Consider the following 15,854-nt stretch of genomic DNA (forward strand, 5'->3'; position numbering starts at 1 on the left):
ATTGATTAGCGGACGAAAGGGATAGCGATGGCGATAGATTTCAACGCGATGCCGCCCAGCACCTGGGCGGACAATCTGGCCAAGAGCAGCTTGAGCGGCATGCAGAGTGCGCTGGACAGCCAAACCAAGGACGCCAAGGCGCGCAGCGACGCTTTGAGCCAGTTGCAGAAAGCGCTGCAGGACTACAAGGGCAGCCTGACCACGCTGACCGGCAAGAAGAGCCTGGCGGCGATGGGCGCCACGGCCAGTCCGGACGGCGTGGCCACGGTCAGCGCCGCCGGCAATGCCCAGCCGGGCAGCTACAGCCTGTTCGTGGAGCAGACCGCCACGGCCCAGCAACTGGCGATGGGCGATTTATCGACCGCCACGGCCCAGGCCAGCGACAAATTCACGGTCAAGCTGGCTGGCGGCAGCAGCTTCGATGTCGCCATGAATGGAGCGGATCAGGACGGCGACGGCAAGCTTTCCGTCACCGAATTGGCATTGGCGATCAACCGCGCCAGCGGCAACAGCGGCAAGGTCAACGCCATGGTGCTGAACAATAACGGCGCGAGCCAGTTGGTGCTGTCTTCCGGCAAGACCGGCCAGTCCGGCGCCATTTCGCTGGACCTGAGCCAGGTGAGCGACGCCGGGCTGAAGAGCGGCTTGTCCACTTCGCAAACGCTGACCGCGGCGCAGGACGCCGTGGTGTGGCTGGGCGGCAAGGGCACCGGCGTGCGCATGCAGCAGGCATCCAATACCTTCACCAATATCAGCGGCGTCACGCTGACCGTCAACAAGGCGATGAAGGATGGCGACGCGCCGCTGCAAGTGTCGGTGAACCGCAGCGACAATGACACGACCGCGAACGTGCAGAGCTTCATCGATGCATACAACAAAGCCTACAAGGCGCTGGGCAGCCTCACTCAGCCTGGCGTGAACGGCAATGCCGCCGGCGCCTTGGGCGACGATTCAGGCGTGCGCAGCCTGCAGAGCCAGCTGGGCAATTTGCTGCGCCAGTCATTCGACGGCATCACTTTGGGGCAGTTGGGCATCACCGCGAGCCGCGACGGCACGCTGACATTGGATAGCAAAAAGCTGTCCACCACGCTGCAAGCCGCGCCGGATGCGTTGGACCGCTTTTTCAACAGCAGCGCGAGCAAAACCGGCGCGCTCAAGCAGAGCGGCGATTATCTGGATAAATGGCTGAACTTCAGCAGCGGGATGCTGAAGCAGCGCCAGGACAGCGCGAGCCGCGAAACGAAGGATTTGAACAACAGGCAGGACGCGTTGCAGCAGCAATACCAGCAGTTATACCAACGCTACCTGACCCAGTTCAGCAAATTGCAAAGCATGCAAGACCAGATGAACCAGACGCTGGGCATGCTCAACTCCAACTGATTACAAGACAGGCGGGATCAAGAAAGTGGATTACGAAGCCTACCGCAACTACCACGCGGTCAACCTGGAGTCGCAGACTCACGCCGCCAGCCAGGTGGAACTGGTGCTGGTGCTGTTCGACGGCTTGCTCGAGGAGATCGCGCGCGCGCGCGGCCATCTGGAGCATGGCCGCTACGAGCAGAAGGGCGAGAGCATCAGCAAGTGCATCAATATCCTCAACGGCTTGTCCAGCGCGCTGGATTTCGAGTCCGGCGGCGAGGTGGTGGCCAATCTGGCGCGGCTGTACGACTACTGCGCCCACCGGCTGTACCAGGCTAGCGCGGAGCTGGACGGCGCGGCGCTGGATGAGGCGGAGAAGCTGCTGTTGACGCTGAAGGGCGGCTGGGTAGGCGTGCGGGACCAGCATGCCGCGGCCTGAAGCGGCAAGCTGCTGCCAGGCTATGGCGGAGGCCGGCGCCCGCCGCGATTGGGCGGCGCTGGCCGCGCTGGATCGGCGCGTGCGAGAGGGTTTGGCGACGCCGGACGGCGGCTGGAGCCGCGAAGAGCGGGCGGCGTTGGCCGAGGCCTACCGCGCCGCGCTGGCGCGCAGCGGCGCCGAGCTGGAAGCGTTGCGGCACCGATTGGCCGCTATCGGCCAGCAGCGCGAAGGCCAGCTGGCCTACGCGCAATTCAGTGAATGGGAGCAAGCATGAGCAGAGTGGCGCCGCCGTCTATCCAGACCAGTTTGCCGGCTTTGTCGGACGAGGCCATCGCCCCGGGGCAGGAGGATCTGCCGCGGGGCGATGACGCGTCCGCCGCGGATTTCTTCGATGTTTTGCTGCAAGCCAGTCAGATGGCGCCTGCCGATCCGGCGCGACAAGCTATTCCGTCCGCGGCAGAGGCGCCCGCGCGGGGCGGGGAGGGCGGGCCGCGGAATGTCGCCGCCGCGCAGCCAGCGAAAGCGCAGGCGGAGCCTGCGCGAGAGGCGGATGAACCGCAGCGGCAGGCAGATCCCCTGGTTTTGATGCCGGCGATGCAGCCATCCGCGCTGTGGCAGGCATGGCTGCCGCAGGGCTCGGCGCCGTCCGAGCCGGTTCAGGCTCGGATCGACGGCGATGGGTCGCCCTCGAACGCGCGCGCGGCGGCGCCGGTTTTGCCGTCCGCGCAGTTTGCGCCGGTTTCCGCCAAGGAGTTGGCGCAGCAACTGGCGGAGCTGGCGCCGTCGCCGTCTGCCGCGGCGCCGGTTTTGGCCGCGCCCCTGGCGCCGGCGGCTGCGCATTTGGCCGACGCTGCCAGGCTGTCGGATGGATTCAGCCTGGCTTTGCCGCCGGCCCAGCCGGAAAGCTGGAGCGGCAAATTGCAGGCGGCGCTGGGCGAGCGGCTGCAAGTGCTGTCCAGCCAGAACATGGACCGGGCGACGCTGCGCTTGGACCCGCCGTCGCTGGGCACCTTGGAGATCGCCATCCGCCACCAAGCCGGGGCGCTGACGGTGGAGCTGACGGCTTCGCACGGCGAGGTGGTGCGCCAGCTGCAGAATATGGGCGACGCCCTGCGTCAGGATCTGGGCGGGCGACAGTACACCCAGGTGGCGGTGGAAGTGCGGGAGGGCATGCCTTCAGGCCATGGCCAAGGCGGCCGCCATGGCCGCGAGCAGCAAGCGCGCGAGGAGCCGGGACGGGCTTTGACGCGGGAAGGATGGCGGGAGGCGGAAGGCTTTTCGCTGGATCAGGGTTGAAGGATTGAAGGGTTGAAGAGGTAAAGAGATGAATGGCAAGACCCTGATCGCGGCTGCGTTGGCGGCTGTTCTGGCGGCGGGTGCCGGCGTGGGGAGCTGGTGGTATTTCCAGCGCGGCGCTCACGCCGCGGCCGAGCCGCCCAAGCCGGTCGACTACCGCTATGTCACCTTGGACAAGATCGTGGTGATGCTGCGCGCGGAAGGCGGCGATCCGCGCTATATGGCGGTGGACCTGGTGTTCCGCTGCGCGCCGGACGGCGAGGCCAGGCTCAAGGAGCAATTGCCGCTGCTGAAAAGCGTGGCGGTTCGAGCCTTGTCGCAGCTGAACCGCGAGCGCGCCGGCGCGCTGAGCATAGACGACTACCAAAGCCTGCTGAGCAAGGCCTATCGCGCCGCGTATGCGCGCGAGCAGGGGGCCCAGCCCTTCAGCGAGGTGATGGTGGGCAAATTGATCATCGAGTAGCGCGATGTACGCCGAAAGCTACGCACTTCCCACGCAGGCGGCGGACGAGAGCCGGCATCTGCTCGCCTACGCGCCGCTGGTCAAACGCGCGGCGCGCCAGCTATCCAGCCAGGCCGACGGCGTGTTCGATCGCGAGGACATGGAGCAGATCGGCCTGATGGCGCTGCTGGATTGCCTGCGCCGCTACGGCGGGGAGCCGGACGAGCGCTTCGCCGGCTTCGCCATGCTGCGCATCCGCGGCGCCATCCTGGACGAGTTGCGGCGGCTGGACTGGCGGCCGCGCTCGGTGCGGCAGGAGGCGCACCGCATGCGGGACGCGCTGCGCGAATTACGGCGCAATCTCGGACGAGAGCCATCCGAAGCCGAAGCGATGTCTTTGCTGGGGGTGGACGCGGACGCCTACCGCGAGGCGCTGCTGGCGGAAAACGCGGAGGCGATGGCCAGCTTCGACGAAATGGTGGCGTCCGGGGTGGAGCTGGCGGGCGAGGCTTCGCCCGAGGTCAGGCTGGAGCGTCAGAGCGAGCTGGCGCGCGCGCTGACCGCGCTCAATGAGCGAGAGCAGCAAGTGATCCAGCTGTATTACGAATTCGAACTGAGTCTCAAGGAGATCGCGGCGGTGCTGGAGCTGACCGAAGCCCGCATCTGCCAGATCAACAAGAGCGCCCTGAAAAAAATGCAGGCCTGTCTGATGGCGGCCTGAAGCAAGGAAAATCCTCATGCAGCAATTGTTGGGCATTGTGATCGTGCTGGTTTGCGTTTTCGGCGGCTTCATGCTGCATGGCGGCGTGTTGTCCATCATCTGGCAGCCGACCGAGCTGCTGATCATCTGCGGCGCGGCGCTGGGCGCCGTGGTGCTGGGCAATCCCCCGCATGTGCTGAAGGAGATGGGCGGCCAGATCAAGCGCGCGGTGCTGCGCAAAAAGCAGGGCGCCGAGTTCCAGCGTCAGCAACTGCTGCTGATGTATGAGCTGTTGATCACCGCTAGCCGCGGCCTGAAGGCGCTGGACCAGCACGTTGAGGCGCCGCGGCAGAGTCCGCTGTTCAACCGCTACCCCCTGGTGCTGGAAAGCCCCAAGCTGCTGGCCTTCGTCGTCGACAACTTCCGCCTGATGGCCATGGGCAAGATCAACGCCCATGAGCTGGAAGGCGTGCTGGACCAGGAGTTGGACGCGATCCATGAGCAATTGAACCAGCCGTCCAAATCCCTGCACAAGATCGCCGAAGCCATGCCGGGCTTCGGCATCCTGGCCGCGGTGCTGGGCATCGTGATGGCGATGAACACCGTCAGCCAGGGCGCCAGCGCCGGCGAAATCGCCGAGAGCGTGGCGGCGGCCATGGTGGGCACTTTCATCGGCATTTTCCTCTGCTACGGCGTATTGGACCCGCTGTCCAATGTGATGCACCAGTTGGTCAAGGAAGAACTGTCCAATTTCGAATCGGTCAAAGTGGTCCTGACCACGCATGTGTCCGGCAAGCCGCCTTTGTTGGCCATCGACGCCGGCCGCCGCCTGGTGCAGCTGAACACCAAGCCCAGCTTCTCCCAGCTGGAGTCCTGGATCAACGCGCTGGAAGGCGTATAAGCGATGGCGCCGTTGAAAAACAAGGACGCCCATGAAAGCGCGGTGATCAAGAAAGTGTCGCGCCGGCATTCCGAGGAGCCGCATGGCGGCGCGTGGAAAGTCGCGTTCGCCGATTTCGTATTGGCCTTGATGTGCCTGTTTCTGGTGCTATGGGTGCTGGCGGCGCGCGATCAGGAAAATCTGCAGCAATTGCTGAGCGCCTCCGGCGGCAAGCCGATGATGGAGGGCGCCAGCCGACAGATAGACCACCTGGGCAATCCGCCGGGCAGCCTGATCCCGCGCGACCCGGTTCCGGGACAGAGCGGCAGCCGGGCGGCCAGCAAGTCGGCGGTGAGGAATACCGACAAGCGCACGTTGGATGATGAGCCGGAAGTGATGCGCCGCAGCTATGACAGCGAAGCGGATCTGCGCAAGTTGGCGACCGAGTTGTCCGACATGAGCCGGCAAGCCGGCCTGGAGAGCAATCTACAGACCGTGGTCACGCCTTATGGCTTGCGCGTGACGCTGCATGATACCGACAAACAGGGCATGTTCGAGCGCGGCAGCGCCATCGTTGAGCCGCGGTTTCGCGACTTGCTGCAGCGGATGGGTGCCATGCTGGGCGAAATAGACAACCGCATTCTGGTGGTGGGCCATACCGATGCGGCGCAGTACCACAGCGCGGGTTTCGGCGCGCTGTCCAATTGGTCCTTGTCCAGCAATCGGGCAATGGCGGCGCGCATGCATTTGTTGCAGGGCGGCCTGGCTGGCGGCGCCGTGTTGCAAGTTGTCGGCATGGCGGACCGGGCGCCGCTGGATGCCGCGCATCCGCTCGCCGCGCTCAATCGCCGCATCGAACTGCTGATTCTGACATCTGGCCAGGCGCAAGCCGTGGTGGCGATGTACGGCGCGCAAGGGAAGGGCGCGACTGCGATTCCAGGCGTGGCGAGCGCGCTGCCAGGCGAAAGCGAATTGCGCGCGTTGCGCGAAGGGACGAATGGCATGCATTAAGCCGAAATCCTTCTGGCCATAAAAATCCTTGCTATGCAAGGATTTTTTTTTGTTAGAATTTCACGCAAATTTTAAGTAAATTATTTACAATATTACCGTTTTTGATAAGAATAACGCTATGTGAGTCATCTCACATATTATAAAAGTCAAATAATGACCAAGGCATTTTGCGCCAGGGGTCGGGGACGTGTTACCGAGATGAAACAAGAACAAGCAACGCAGATGTTGCGGCAGACGCCGCTGTTTGGTCATTTGACGGAAGAGAGCATGACGCGCGCGCTGTCCGAGGCGGAAGCGGTGCGCCTGGGCAGAGGGGATAGCCTGTATGCGGAGGGGGAGGCTTCCGACGAAGTCTATCTATTGCTCTCCGGATGCATGCAGTCCTGCGTGGCCGGTCCGGCCGGCAAGCGCTATGTGCTGCAGATGGCCATGCCTGGCGACATGCTGGGCATGGAGTCTTTTGTCGACGGCGATATCCGCAATAGCAGCGCGGTTGCGGACGAGGACAGTCAATTGCTGAAATTCTCCCGCACTAGGCTGTGCGCGCTGTTCGGCAGCGAAGACGGCTTGCCCGATTGCGACAAGGTGCGCGGCAGCATCATGCGCTACCTGGTTTCTCTGGTCCGCCATATGACCACGCTGGCGCGCAATCTCGCCCTGCTCGACGTGTACGGCCGGGTACGCATTCTGATCAATCAGATGCTGGTGGAGCAAGATGGCGTGCTGATGCTGCGCAAGCAGCTGACGCAGCAGGAAATCGCCGATCAGATCGGCTCCTCGCGCGAAATGGTGGCGCGGATCTTGAAGGAGTTGGTCTATGGCCATTACATTCGAGTGGAGAACCGCCGCATCGTGGTGCTGAAGATGCTGCCGGAAAACTTCTGACGCGGTCTCGCGCCGGGCGGAGATTCCGCTTCGGCGCTTAAGTTCGGCGCGTCAGCGTCGCCTTGTATCGGTATTCACCGCAATACGGACAGCAGGCATTCAGATGCAAATCACATCCCATTCTTCCCGCCGCGGCGAGGCGGCGGGCGTCGTCAAGACGGATAATCGCCCCGCGGCCGCGCCGCGAGCGGCCGCCGCTCCCGCGCAAGCCGCTTCGGCTGCCGCCAGTCTGCAGTCCATGCCGGAAATCGACCAGGCCAAGGTGGCGGAGGTGCGAGCGGCGCTCGCGCGCGGCGAGGTGCGCTTCAATCCGGAGCGCCTGGCTGGGCTGATCGAGCAGTATCACGGCGGCCGCTGATGGATAAAAGGCAGGCTTATCGCCAGTTGTTCGGCACGATAGCGGAAGACTTGACGGAATATCAGCGCCTGTTGGCGCGGCTGGAGGCGCAATTCCGCGCCGCGTTGGAGCATGACGCAGCCGCTTTGGCGATGAGCGCCGATGAGATAGCCGAATCGTGCGTCAGGCTGGAGCGCAGCCGGCGCGCGCGCCTGGAGCTGGTGCGCGGCCTGCTTCCGGCGGGCGCCGAAGCGTCGATGACTGCCGCGCTGGCGGTTTTGCCGCCGGCTTTGCGCGATCAGGCCGGCGCGCATTGGCAGCGATTGCGCGGCTTGATCGCGGAGTGCCGCGAATCCAATCTGCGCAACGGCCATTTGTTGCAGCAGCGGCGCGAGTTGCTGCAGCGGGTGTTGGTGGGGGAGTCCGATGTTTACCTTGCGCAGTGAGGGCATGGGCGGCTTTGCCGCGCCGGCGGCGGATGCGGTGGCTTTGCCGCTGGGTTTGCCTGGCGAGGGCGCGGGCTTTTCCGAGCAATTTTCCGGCGTGCGCGCCGAGGTGGAGCGCTTCATCGCCAACGGCGAGCCGGGCGGCGCGCCGCAGTTGGCGCCGGAGGCCTGGCGTTTCGCGAGAGCGCCGCAGGCCGGGGTGCCGTTGGCGGCGGCCGGGCCCGAGCAGCAGGCTTTTCTGGATGAAATGCGGCCCTATGCCCAGGCGGCGGGCGCGCGGCTGGGCGTGGCGCCGGATATCATATTGGCCCAGGCCGCCCTGGAGTCTGGCTGGGGGCGCAAGCCTTTGAAGCGGGCTGACGGCGGCGATAGCCATAATCTGTTCGGCGTCAAGGCGGACTCGCGCTGGCGCGGCGAGGCGGCATCGGCGCTGACGACGGAATTTGCGGGCGGCTTGCGGCAATCGCGCGTGGAGTCTTTTCGCGCGTATCCTGACTATCAAGCGGCTTTCGATGATTACGCGCGTCTTTTGTCGGAGAGCCCCCGCTACCGCGCCGCGTTGGGGGTTGGCGGCGACGCACAGGCTTTCGCGCGGGCGCTGGCTCATGGGGGTTATGCCACGGATCCGGAATACGCGGATAAGTTGACCGCGTTGGTGGGACGATTGCGGCGAGGCGCCTGAGCGAGTCGGGTTGGCGTATCGGCGCGATGGCGCCGATTTTCATTTATGCCATTTTTTGAAAAATAAAAATAAAAAAGCCGAAATCGTAAGATTTCGGCTTTTGACTGGTGGAGGTAAGCGGGATCGAACCGCTGACCTCTTGCATGCCATGCAAGCGCTCTCCCAGCTGAGCTATACCCCCAGTATGCTGGCGTCTCCACGCATGTCCAGGCTTGCTTGCCGCTATGAAAGGGCTATGGCCTGGAATTTTGAACGGTGGGGACGAGTGTCCTGACGAATTGTAAGTGGTGGAGGTAAGCGGGATCGAACCGCTGACCTCTTGCATGCCATGCAAGCGCTCTCCCAGCTGAGCTATACCCCCACGATAAAACCATTTTGCGATCGGAAATTGGCGGATTCCGAGCGCTTTGCTGCCTAAACTGTATTCTGGTGGAGGTAAGCGGGATCGAACCGCTGACCTCTTGCATGCCATGCAAGCGCTCTCCCAGCTGAGCTATACCCCCAGATTTTGGCGTCCCCACGGGGAGTCGAACCCCGGTTATCGCCGTGAAAGGGCGGTGTCCTAGGCCTCTAGACGATGGGGACTTTGGTGGAGGTAAGCGGGATCGAACCGCTGACCTCTTGCATGCCATGCAAGCGCTCTCCCAGCTGAGCTATACCCCCACAAGTCCGTCGATTCCGCGTCCGCGGCGACCGTTAGGTCTCGACAGGAGGCGAACTATACATGGGCCAATTTGGCTATGCAAGCAGTTTGTGAAAATATTTCGATAAATCCTGAGAATTACTCATTTTGATTGAAGAGCATGTCGCGCGGCGTGCCAGGGGGCCTGTTTGCGTGGTGATGGTCAATAAATGGAATATGTTTTTAATATATTATTCCTTGCAGTTCTAAGTTGGGGCCTGCTAAGGTGTGCCCATTGCCGGCGGACTGCGCCGGGCGCGATCAAGCAATGATGGAGATTCGACAATGAACAAACTGAACGCCTCGCTGATTTTGGGACTGGCGCTTGCCTCTGCCGCGGCGCATGCCGACGATCTGGCGGATATCCGCAAGGCCGGCGTATTGAAGATTGGCACTGAAGGCACTTACGCGCCGTTCACCTATCACAACGCTTCCGGCGAGTTGACGGGATTCGATGTCGAGATCGGCCAGGCTATCGCCAAGAAGCTGGGCGTCAAGCCGCAATTCGTGGAAGGCAAGTGGGACGGCCTCATCGCCGGTCTGGACGTCAAGCGCTACGATGTGGTGATCAATGAAGTGGCCGTGACCGATGCGCGCAAGGTCAAGTACGATTTTTCCGCGCCATACATCGTGTCCAAGGCTGTGCTGGTGGTGCGCGACGACAATCGCGAGATCAAGCGCTTCGAAGACTTGAAGGGTCGCAAGTCGGCCAATACGTTGACCAGCAACTTCGGCAAGATCGCGCAGCGCTACGGCGCCGAGGTGGTGCCGACCCAGGGCTTCAATGAGTCTGTCGCGCTGCTGGAATCCGGCCGCGTGGAAACCACCATCAACGACAACCTGTCTTTCCTCGACTTCAAGAAGAAGCAGCCGAATTCCCGTCTGAAAGTGGCTGCCACCGAGGTTAGCGGAGAAGCGTCCGCCGTGCTGCTGCGCAAGGGCAATCCGGAGTTGAAGGCGGCCGTGGATAAGGCGCTGGCGGCGATCAAGGCTGACGGCACGTATCAGAAGATTTCGCAGAAATACTTCGGCGCCGACGTGTCGCGCTGAGCATGAGCTTGCGCGCGCCGCCTTGTGCGGCGCGTTATGGTTTCCCGATGACTGGAAATGAGTGGAGGGCGGATGCCTCAGTGGTTGCAATTGATGGCGGACTCCTTGCCGTCGCTACTTTACGCCGGCGCGGTCTTTACCGTGCCGCTGACCTTGCTGTCCTTCGCCGGCGGGCTGGCGCTGGGCTTGCTGGTGGCCTTGATCCGGCTGTTTGGGCCGCGTCCCCTGGTGTTGTTGGTACGCGGCTATTCCTGGCTGGTTCGCGGTACGCCGCTCTTGGTGCAGCTGTTCGTGATTTTCTACGGGTTGCCGCGCGTCGGCATCGTGTTTGACCCGTTTCCGGCGGCTTTGCTCGGTTTCGTGCTCAATGTCGGGGCCTATACCTCGGAAGTGATACGCGCCGCCATCGCCTCTGTGCCCAAGGCGCAGTGGGAAGCGGCTTATTCGCTGGGCATGAGCTGGTCGCAGGCGATGCGCCGCGCCATCCTGCCTCAGGCGGGGCGGGTGGCGGTGCCGCCGCTGGCCAATTCCTTCATCTCGCTGGTAAAGGATACTTCCCTGGCGGCGGTGCTGACGGTGCCGGAAATGTTCCAGGCGGCGCAGCGCATCGCGGCCACCACTTATGAACCGCTGATGCTGTATCTGGAAGCGGCCTTCATTTACCTGATGTTGAGCACGGTGCTGACCTGGATGCAGGAGCGCCTGGAAAAACGTTTTGACCGCCATGTGGCGTCGGTGGGAGCAGCGACATGATCAAGCTCAGCGATATCGTCAAATCCTTCGATGGCCACAAGGTGCTGGATAAGGTAAGCCTGGAGCTGGCCGAGGGCGGCGTCACCGCGCTGATCGGCCCGTCGGGCAGCGGCAAGAGCACCTTGCTGCGCTGCGCCAATCTGCTGGAGACGCCAGATGGCGGCGAATTGCAACTGGCCGGCGAGGCGCTGCGCTTCGAGCCGGGCAGGCGCTTGTCGCGGGACGCGATTCTGCGCGCGCGCCGCGTCACCGGCATGGTGTTCCAGAACTTCCAGTTGTTCCCGCATCAAACCGTGCTGCAGAACGTGATGGAAGGCCTGCTGACTGTGCAGCGTTGGCCGCGCGACAAGGCCGAGGCGAGGGCGCGCGAGTTGCTGGACAAGGTAGGCATGAGCCACAAGGCGGACGCCTGGCCGTCCACGTTGTCCGGCGGCCAGCAGCAGCGCGTGGCGATCGCCCGCGCGCTGGCGCCTTCGCCGAGGCTGCTGCTGTGCGACGAGCCGACTTCGGCGCTGGATCCCGAGCTGGCTGCCGAGGTGGTGGCGGTGTTGCGCCAGTTGGCGGCGGAGGGCGTCACCATGCTGATGGCGACGCATGATCTGCGGCTGGCGGCCAGCGTGGCGCGCGACGTGGTGTTTCTCGAGCATGGGCGCATCGTTGAGGCGGGGCCGGCTGCGCAGATATTCGGCGCGCCGCGCGAGTCGCGCACGGCGGAGTATGTGTCCACGCTGACGGCGGGGGCGAGGGATTTGGTGCAAATCTGACCGGACGGGCCGCCGCTTGGCGGCCTGCCATGGCTGGAATGCGAAAAAGCCTGCTTGCGCAGGCTTTTTTGTTTGGTGAAGCAGTCGAGTGGTGGAGGTAAGCGGGATCGAACCGCTGACCTCTTGCATGCCATGCAAGCGCTCTCCCAGCTGAGCTATACCCCCCGTTGGATGTCGCTGCGTTCACAGTGAAGGACATTTTAGGCGGGGCAGGCGCGCTTGTAAATACCTGGCGATGCGAATTGTGAAAAATCACTTTCAGGGCGAGTCGGAAGGTCTGCCCGTGGCGGCGGCTTGCAAGCGCGCGCGCGGGACGCTGCAGCCCGCCCTCGGTTATAATCCGCGGCCGGAACAGGCTTAAAGAGGCGCAGATGTCGGTAGGCCATTACGAGAATTTCCCGGTTGGCTCCATCTTGCTGCCGCGGCGGATGCGGCGCGCGGTGCATGCCATCTACCATTTCTCCCGCTATGCGGACGATGTGGCGGACGAGGGCGACGCCGTCGAGGCCGAGCGCTTGGCAGAGCTGGACCGGCTGGAGGCCGATCTTGACCGCATCGTGGCCGGCGAGCCGCCGGCTATCGCATTGATGGCGCCGCTGGCGGCGGCCATCGCCGAGCACTCGCTGCCGCTGCAGCCCTTTCGCGATCTGCTGTCCGCCTTTCGCCAGGATGTGGCCAAAACGCGTTACCAGAGCTTCGCCGAGCTGGTGGATTACTGCCGCCGCTCCGCCAATCCGGTGGGACGGTTGATGCTGGCGCTGTACGGCGAGACCGACGCGCGCAGCCTGGCGCAGTCGGACGGCATCTGCACCGCCTTGCAGCTGATCAATTTCTGGCAGGATGTGGCGGTGGACTGGGGCAAGAGCCGGGTGTATCTGCCGCAGGAGGATCTGGCGCGTTTCGGCGTGAGCGAGGAGCAGATCGCCGCGGGCCGCTGCGACGCCAGGTGGCGCGCGTTGATGCTGTTCGAGATCGAGCGCGCGCGCAAGATGCTGCAGGCCGGCGCGCCGCTGGGCCGCACGCTGCGCGGCCGCCTGGGGCTGGAGCTGCGGCTGATCGTGATGGGCGGCGAGCGCATCCTGTACAAGCTGCGCGCGGCGGAGGGCGATGTGTTCGCCAAGCGGCCGAAACTGAATGGCGGCGACTGGATATATATGATGTGGCGGGCGTGCCGGGCCAAGTGAGCCGGCGCGGCGCCGACGACGGAATTCATGCCGGCGGCTTGGCCGGCGACAGCAGGGGAGAGGCGTGTGACGCCCGATCAGTATTGCGAGGACAAGGCCGCGGCCAGCGGTTCCAGTTTCTATTACAGCTTCCGCTTTCTGCCGGAGGCGAAGCGGCGCGCCATCACCGCGCTGTACGCGTTCTGCCGCGAGGTGGACGATGCCGTGGACGAGTGCCAGGACCCTAACGTGGCCCAGGCCAAGCTGGCCTGGTGGCGCGGAGAGGTCGGGCGCGCCTATCTGGGCCAGGTGGACCATCCGGTGATGCGCGCGCTGCAGCCGCATCTGAAAGCCTTCGAGTTGCCGCAATCGCAGCTGGAGGAAATCATTGACGGCATGGAGATGGACCTGCGCATGGTGCGCTACCAGCGCTACCAGGACCTGCTGCTGTACTGCCACCGCGTGGCCGGCGTGGTGGGCCAGCTGGCCGCCCGCATTTTCGGCTACCGCGACGAGCGCACGCTGGAGTACGCCCATGAGCTGGGCGTGGCTTTCCAGCTGACCAACATCATCCGCGACGTCGGCGAGGACGCGCGGCGCGACCGCATCTATCTGCCGATGGAAGAGCTGCAGCGTTTCAACTGCCCAGCCATGGACATCCTGCATTACGAGGAGAGCGAGGCCTTCAAGGCTTTGATGGACTTCCAGATCGAGCGCGCGCAGGAACACTACCGCAAGGCCTGGGAGCTGCTGCCGGCGGACGACCGCAAGTCGCAGCGGCCCGGCCTCCTGATGGCGGCGATCTATCGCGCCACGCTGGAGGAGATTCGGCTGGATGGCCCGGCCAAGGTGCTGAACCAGCGCTTGTCGCTGACGCCCTTGCGCAAGTTGTGGCTGGCCTGGAAGACCTGGACCTTCGGCTATCAGCCGTGAAGCCGCGAGTTGCGGTGGTCGGCGCGGGCTGGGCCGGGCTGGCGGCGGCGGTGGAGCTGGCCGGCCAGGCCGACGTCACGGTCTACGAAGCCGGCCGCGAGCCGGGCGGCCGCGCGCGTCGTGGCGGCAAAGAAGGCGACAGGTTTGACAATGGTCAGCACATTTTACTGGGCGCTTATGCAGAATGCCTGCGCCTGATGCGGACGGTCGGCGTGGAGCCGGAGCGCGCATTGCGGCGGCTGTCCATGCAATGGTTGCGCGAAGGCGGGCTGCGCATGCGCTGTCCGCGTTTGCCGGCGCCGCTGCATGTGGCGCTGGGCCTGGCGCTGGCCGATGGCTTGGCGTGGCTGGACAAATGGCGGCTGGCGCGCGCGTTGCGCAGTCTGCAGAACACCGGCTATAGGCTGGCGCGCGATGTGAGCGTGGAGGTTTGGTTGGCGGAGCAGGGACAGAGCGCCGCGTTGCGGCGGGATTTCTGGCGACCGCTGGTCGCTTCGGCCCTGAACACGCCGTTGGAGCGGGCGTCGATGCGGGTATTGGCCGCCGTGCTGCGCGACAGCCTGGGCGCGAGCCGCGAATCCAGCGATTTGTTGCTGCCCGCGGTCGATCTGTCCGAGCTGTTTCCGGCGCCGGCCTGGCGCTGGCTGGGAGAGCGGGGCGCGTCCTTGCGGGCGGGCGAACGGGTGGCCTCGATACGGCTGAATGGCGGCAGTCCGGAAGTGGACGGCGTGCGGTATGATGGCGTGATCGCGGCGGTCGCGCCTTATCATGTCCAGTCGTTGCTCGAAGAGCCCGAGTTGGCGGCGCGCGCGGCGGCGTATCGCTATTGCCCCATCGCCACCGTTTACCTGCGTTTCGAGCAGTCGCCTCGCTTGCCGTCGCCCATGATGGGCGTCAGCGGCGGCGCGGCGGACTGGTTGTTCGACCGCGAGGCCTTGTGCGGGGAAACCGGCTGGCTGGCGGCGGTGATCAGCGCGCCGGAGGCGCTGCCGCCGGCAGAGGCGCTGATCCGCGCCGTGACGGCCGACGCGCGGCGGCTGGCGCCGTGGCTGGGCGAGCCGGCGCAAAGCAAGATCATCGTGGAGAAGCGCGCCACTTTCGCCAGCGAAACCGGTCTAAGCAGACCGGGCGTCCGCGCGAAGTGGCCGCGGATTTATCTAGCCGGGGATTGGACGCATCCTGAATACCCGGCGACACTGGAGGGGGCGGTGCGCAGCGGCTTGGCCGCGGCGGCCGCCGCGAAGCGGGACTTACGGATAGAACAATGAAGACAGAATTCGCGCAAGACGCCCTGGCCGGGCGCGTCATCCTGATAACCGGCGCCTCGCAGGGCATAGGCCGCGAAGCGGCGCTGGCCTTCGCGCGCCATGGCGCGTCGGTGGTGCTGCTATCGCGCAGCGTCAGGGGGCTGGAGAAGGTCTACGATGAGGTGGTGGCCATCGGCGGGCCGGAACCGGCCGCCATCCCGCTGGATTTGCTGAGCGCCGGCGAAAACGAGTTCAACAATCTGGCCTTGACGATACACCGCGAATTCGGCCGCCTGGACGGCATCCTGCACTGCGCCTCGCACTTTTACGCGCTGTCGCCGCTGACCAACCAGGGCATTGAAGAGTGGATGAACCAGTACCGCATCAACACGGTGGCGCGTTTCGCGCTGACCCGCGCCTGCCTGCCGCTGCTGAAGGAGGCTCCGGACGCGTCGGTGCTGTTTGTCGGCGAGCACCACGCGCTGTATCCGGCCGCGTACTGGGGCGCCTTCGGAGCGTCCAGCGCCGGGCAGGCCTATCTGGTCAAGGTGGCGGCGGACGAGTGGGAGATGTTCCCGAATCTGCGCGTCAACCTGATGCTGCCAGGCCCGGTCAATTCGCCGCAACGCAACCGTACCCATCCGGGCGAGGACAAGAGCGAGCGCGCCGATCTGGCCGATCTGATGCCGCATCTGCTGTACTGGATGAGCGGGGACAGCCAGGGCCGCAGCGGCGAAATCGTGGAGCTGGATCTGCGCAAGCCGCGCGGCTGACACAAGGAGAGA

General features: G+C 64.5%; 19 protein-coding genes and 6 tRNA genes. 19 read left to right on the forward strand and 6 right to left on the reverse strand.

Annotated features, from left to right (window positions below; genetic code table 11):
• Window positions 1-27: 27 nt before the first annotated feature.
• From fliD to flgJ, 12 genes are all read left to right on the forward strand, one after another.
• Complete coding sequence (fliD, locus tag C2I19_RS03220) at window positions 28-1,380, forward strand: flagellar filament capping protein FliD (protein WP_103901284.1); 1,353 nt, start codon at window positions 28-30, stop codon at window positions 1,378-1,380.
• A 25-nt stretch (window positions 1,381-1,405) separates the two neighbouring features.
• A complete protein-coding gene (fliS, locus tag C2I19_RS03225) occupies window positions 1,406-1,798 on the forward strand; it encodes a flagellar export chaperone FliS (RefSeq protein ID WP_103901285.1) in 393 nt (130 codons plus the stop codon).
• Window positions 1,785-2,072, forward strand: a complete 288-nt coding sequence (locus tag C2I19_RS03230) for a hypothetical protein (protein WP_146056738.1) — start codon at window positions 1,785-1,787, stop codon at window positions 2,070-2,072. The genes fliS and C2I19_RS03230 overlap by 14 nt, the downstream gene beginning before the upstream one ends.
• Window positions 2,069-3,094, forward strand: coding sequence for a flagellar hook-length control protein FliK (locus C2I19_RS22225; RefSeq protein WP_233201091.1), 1,026 nt, complete (start codon window positions 2,069-2,071; stop codon window positions 3,092-3,094). The genes C2I19_RS03230 and C2I19_RS22225 overlap by 4 nt, the downstream gene beginning before the upstream one ends.
• 28 nt (window positions 3,095-3,122) lie before the next feature.
• A complete protein-coding gene (locus tag C2I19_RS03240) occupies window positions 3,123-3,557 on the forward strand; it encodes a flagellar basal body-associated FliL family protein (protein WP_103901287.1) in 435 nt (144 codons plus the stop codon).
• A gap of 4 nt (window positions 3,558-3,561) precedes the next feature.
• Complete coding sequence (locus tag C2I19_RS03245) at window positions 3,562-4,257, forward strand: RNA polymerase sigma factor FliA (protein WP_103901288.1); 696 nt, start codon at window positions 3,562-3,564, stop codon at window positions 4,255-4,257.
• A gap of 16 nt (window positions 4,258-4,273) precedes the next feature.
• Entirely contained in the window at window positions 4,274-5,137 is an 864-nt protein-coding gene (gene motA, locus C2I19_RS03250) for a flagellar motor stator protein MotA (RefSeq protein WP_103901289.1), read from the forward strand.
• A 3-nt stretch (window positions 5,138-5,140) separates the two neighbouring features.
• Complete coding sequence (locus C2I19_RS03255) at window positions 5,141-6,127, forward strand: flagellar motor protein MotB (protein WP_103901290.1); 987 nt, start codon at window positions 5,141-5,143, stop codon at window positions 6,125-6,127.
• Between the two features lie 198 nt (window positions 6,128-6,325).
• Window positions 6,326-7,012 carry a Crp/Fnr family transcriptional regulator gene (locus C2I19_RS03260; protein ID WP_103901291.1) on the forward strand — a complete coding sequence of 229 codons (687 nt, stop codon included), beginning with the start codon at window positions 6,326-6,328 and terminating at the stop codon, window positions 7,010-7,012.
• Between the two features lie 103 nt (window positions 7,013-7,115).
• A complete protein-coding gene (gene flgM, locus C2I19_RS03265; protein ID WP_103901292.1) occupies window positions 7,116-7,370 on the forward strand; it encodes a flagellar biosynthesis anti-sigma factor FlgM in 255 nt (84 codons plus the stop codon).
• Window positions 7,370-7,795 carry a flagellar export chaperone FlgN gene (gene flgN, locus C2I19_RS03270; RefSeq protein WP_103901293.1) on the forward strand — a complete coding sequence of 142 codons (426 nt, stop codon included), beginning with the start codon at window positions 7,370-7,372 and terminating at the stop codon, window positions 7,793-7,795. Before flgM ends, flgN begins: the two co-directional genes overlap by 1 nt.
• On the forward strand, window positions 7,776-8,477 hold the full coding sequence (gene flgJ / locus C2I19_RS03275; protein WP_233201092.1) for a flagellar assembly peptidoglycan hydrolase FlgJ: 702 nt from the start codon (window positions 7,776-7,778) through the stop codon (window positions 8,475-8,477). Before flgN ends, flgJ begins: the two co-directional genes overlap by 20 nt.
• 105 nt (window positions 8,478-8,582) lie before the next feature.
• Here the strand turns inward: flgJ and C2I19_RS03280 are convergent.
• The 5 genes from C2I19_RS03280 to C2I19_RS03300 all read right to left on the reverse strand — a co-directional run bounded on the left by C2I19_RS03280 (window position 8,583) and on the right by C2I19_RS03300 (window position 9,140).
• A tRNA-Ala gene (locus tag C2I19_RS03280) sits at window positions 8,583-8,658 on the reverse strand.
• A 104-nt stretch (window positions 8,659-8,762) separates the two neighbouring features.
• Window positions 8,763-8,838: transfer RNA gene (locus C2I19_RS03285), tRNA-Ala, on the reverse strand.
• A gap of 66 nt (window positions 8,839-8,904) precedes the next feature.
• Window positions 8,905-8,980 (reverse strand) — tRNA-Ala (locus C2I19_RS03290).
• A 6-nt stretch (window positions 8,981-8,986) separates the two neighbouring features.
• A tRNA-Glu gene (locus C2I19_RS03295) sits at window positions 8,987-9,062 on the reverse strand.
• Between the two features lie 2 nt (window positions 9,063-9,064).
• Window positions 9,065-9,140 (reverse strand) — tRNA-Ala (locus tag C2I19_RS03300).
• A 304-nt stretch (window positions 9,141-9,444) separates the two neighbouring features.
• On the opposite strand from C2I19_RS03300, the gene C2I19_RS03305 reads away from it, so the two are divergent.
• The 3 genes from C2I19_RS03305 to C2I19_RS03315 all read left to right on the forward strand — a co-directional run bounded on the left by C2I19_RS03305 (window position 9,445) and on the right by C2I19_RS03315 (window position 11,726).
• Complete coding sequence (locus C2I19_RS03305) at window positions 9,445-10,209, forward strand: amino acid ABC transporter substrate-binding protein (RefSeq protein ID WP_103901295.1); 765 nt, start codon at window positions 9,445-9,447, stop codon at window positions 10,207-10,209.
• A 72-nt stretch (window positions 10,210-10,281) separates the two neighbouring features.
• A complete protein-coding gene (locus C2I19_RS03310) occupies window positions 10,282-10,962 on the forward strand; it encodes an amino acid ABC transporter permease (protein WP_103901296.1) in 681 nt (226 codons plus the stop codon).
• Complete coding sequence (locus C2I19_RS03315; RefSeq protein ID WP_103901297.1) at window positions 10,959-11,726, forward strand: amino acid ABC transporter ATP-binding protein; 768 nt, start codon at window positions 10,959-10,961, stop codon at window positions 11,724-11,726. Before C2I19_RS03310 ends, C2I19_RS03315 begins: the two co-directional genes overlap by 4 nt.
• A gap of 89 nt (window positions 11,727-11,815) precedes the next feature.
• On the opposite strand, the gene C2I19_RS03320 is transcribed toward C2I19_RS03315, so the two are convergent.
• Window positions 11,816-11,891, reverse strand: a tRNA-Ala gene (locus C2I19_RS03320).
• Window positions 11,892-12,097: 206 nt separating this feature from the next.
• Between C2I19_RS03320 and hpnC the strand changes: the two genes are divergently transcribed.
• The 4 genes from hpnC (at window position 12,098) to C2I19_RS03340 (ending at window position 15,842) form a co-directional block, all read left to right on the forward strand.
• On the forward strand, window positions 12,098-12,910 hold the full coding sequence (gene hpnC / locus C2I19_RS03325) for a squalene synthase HpnC (RefSeq protein ID WP_103901298.1): 813 nt from the start codon (window positions 12,098-12,100) through the stop codon (window positions 12,908-12,910).
• A 66-nt stretch (window positions 12,911-12,976) separates the two neighbouring features.
• On the forward strand, window positions 12,977-13,822 hold the full coding sequence (gene hpnD / locus C2I19_RS03330) for a presqualene diphosphate synthase HpnD (protein WP_103901299.1): 846 nt from the start codon (window positions 12,977-12,979) through the stop codon (window positions 13,820-13,822).
• Entirely contained in the window at window positions 13,819-15,090 is a 1,272-nt protein-coding gene (hpnE, locus tag C2I19_RS03335) for a hydroxysqualene dehydroxylase HpnE (RefSeq protein ID WP_103901300.1), read from the forward strand. The genes hpnD and hpnE overlap by 4 nt, the downstream gene beginning before the upstream one ends.
• Window positions 15,087-15,842, forward strand: a complete 756-nt coding sequence (locus C2I19_RS03340) for an SDR family oxidoreductase (protein ID WP_103901301.1) — start codon at window positions 15,087-15,089, stop codon at window positions 15,840-15,842. The genes hpnE and C2I19_RS03340 overlap by 4 nt, the downstream gene beginning before the upstream one ends.
• Window positions 15,843-15,854 lie beyond the last annotated feature (12 nt).

Origin of the sequence: Chromobacterium alticapitis, assembly GCF_002924365.1 — a bacterium.
Taxonomy (GTDB): domain Bacteria; phylum Pseudomonadota; class Gammaproteobacteria; order Burkholderiales; family Chromobacteriaceae; genus Chromobacterium; species Chromobacterium alticapitis.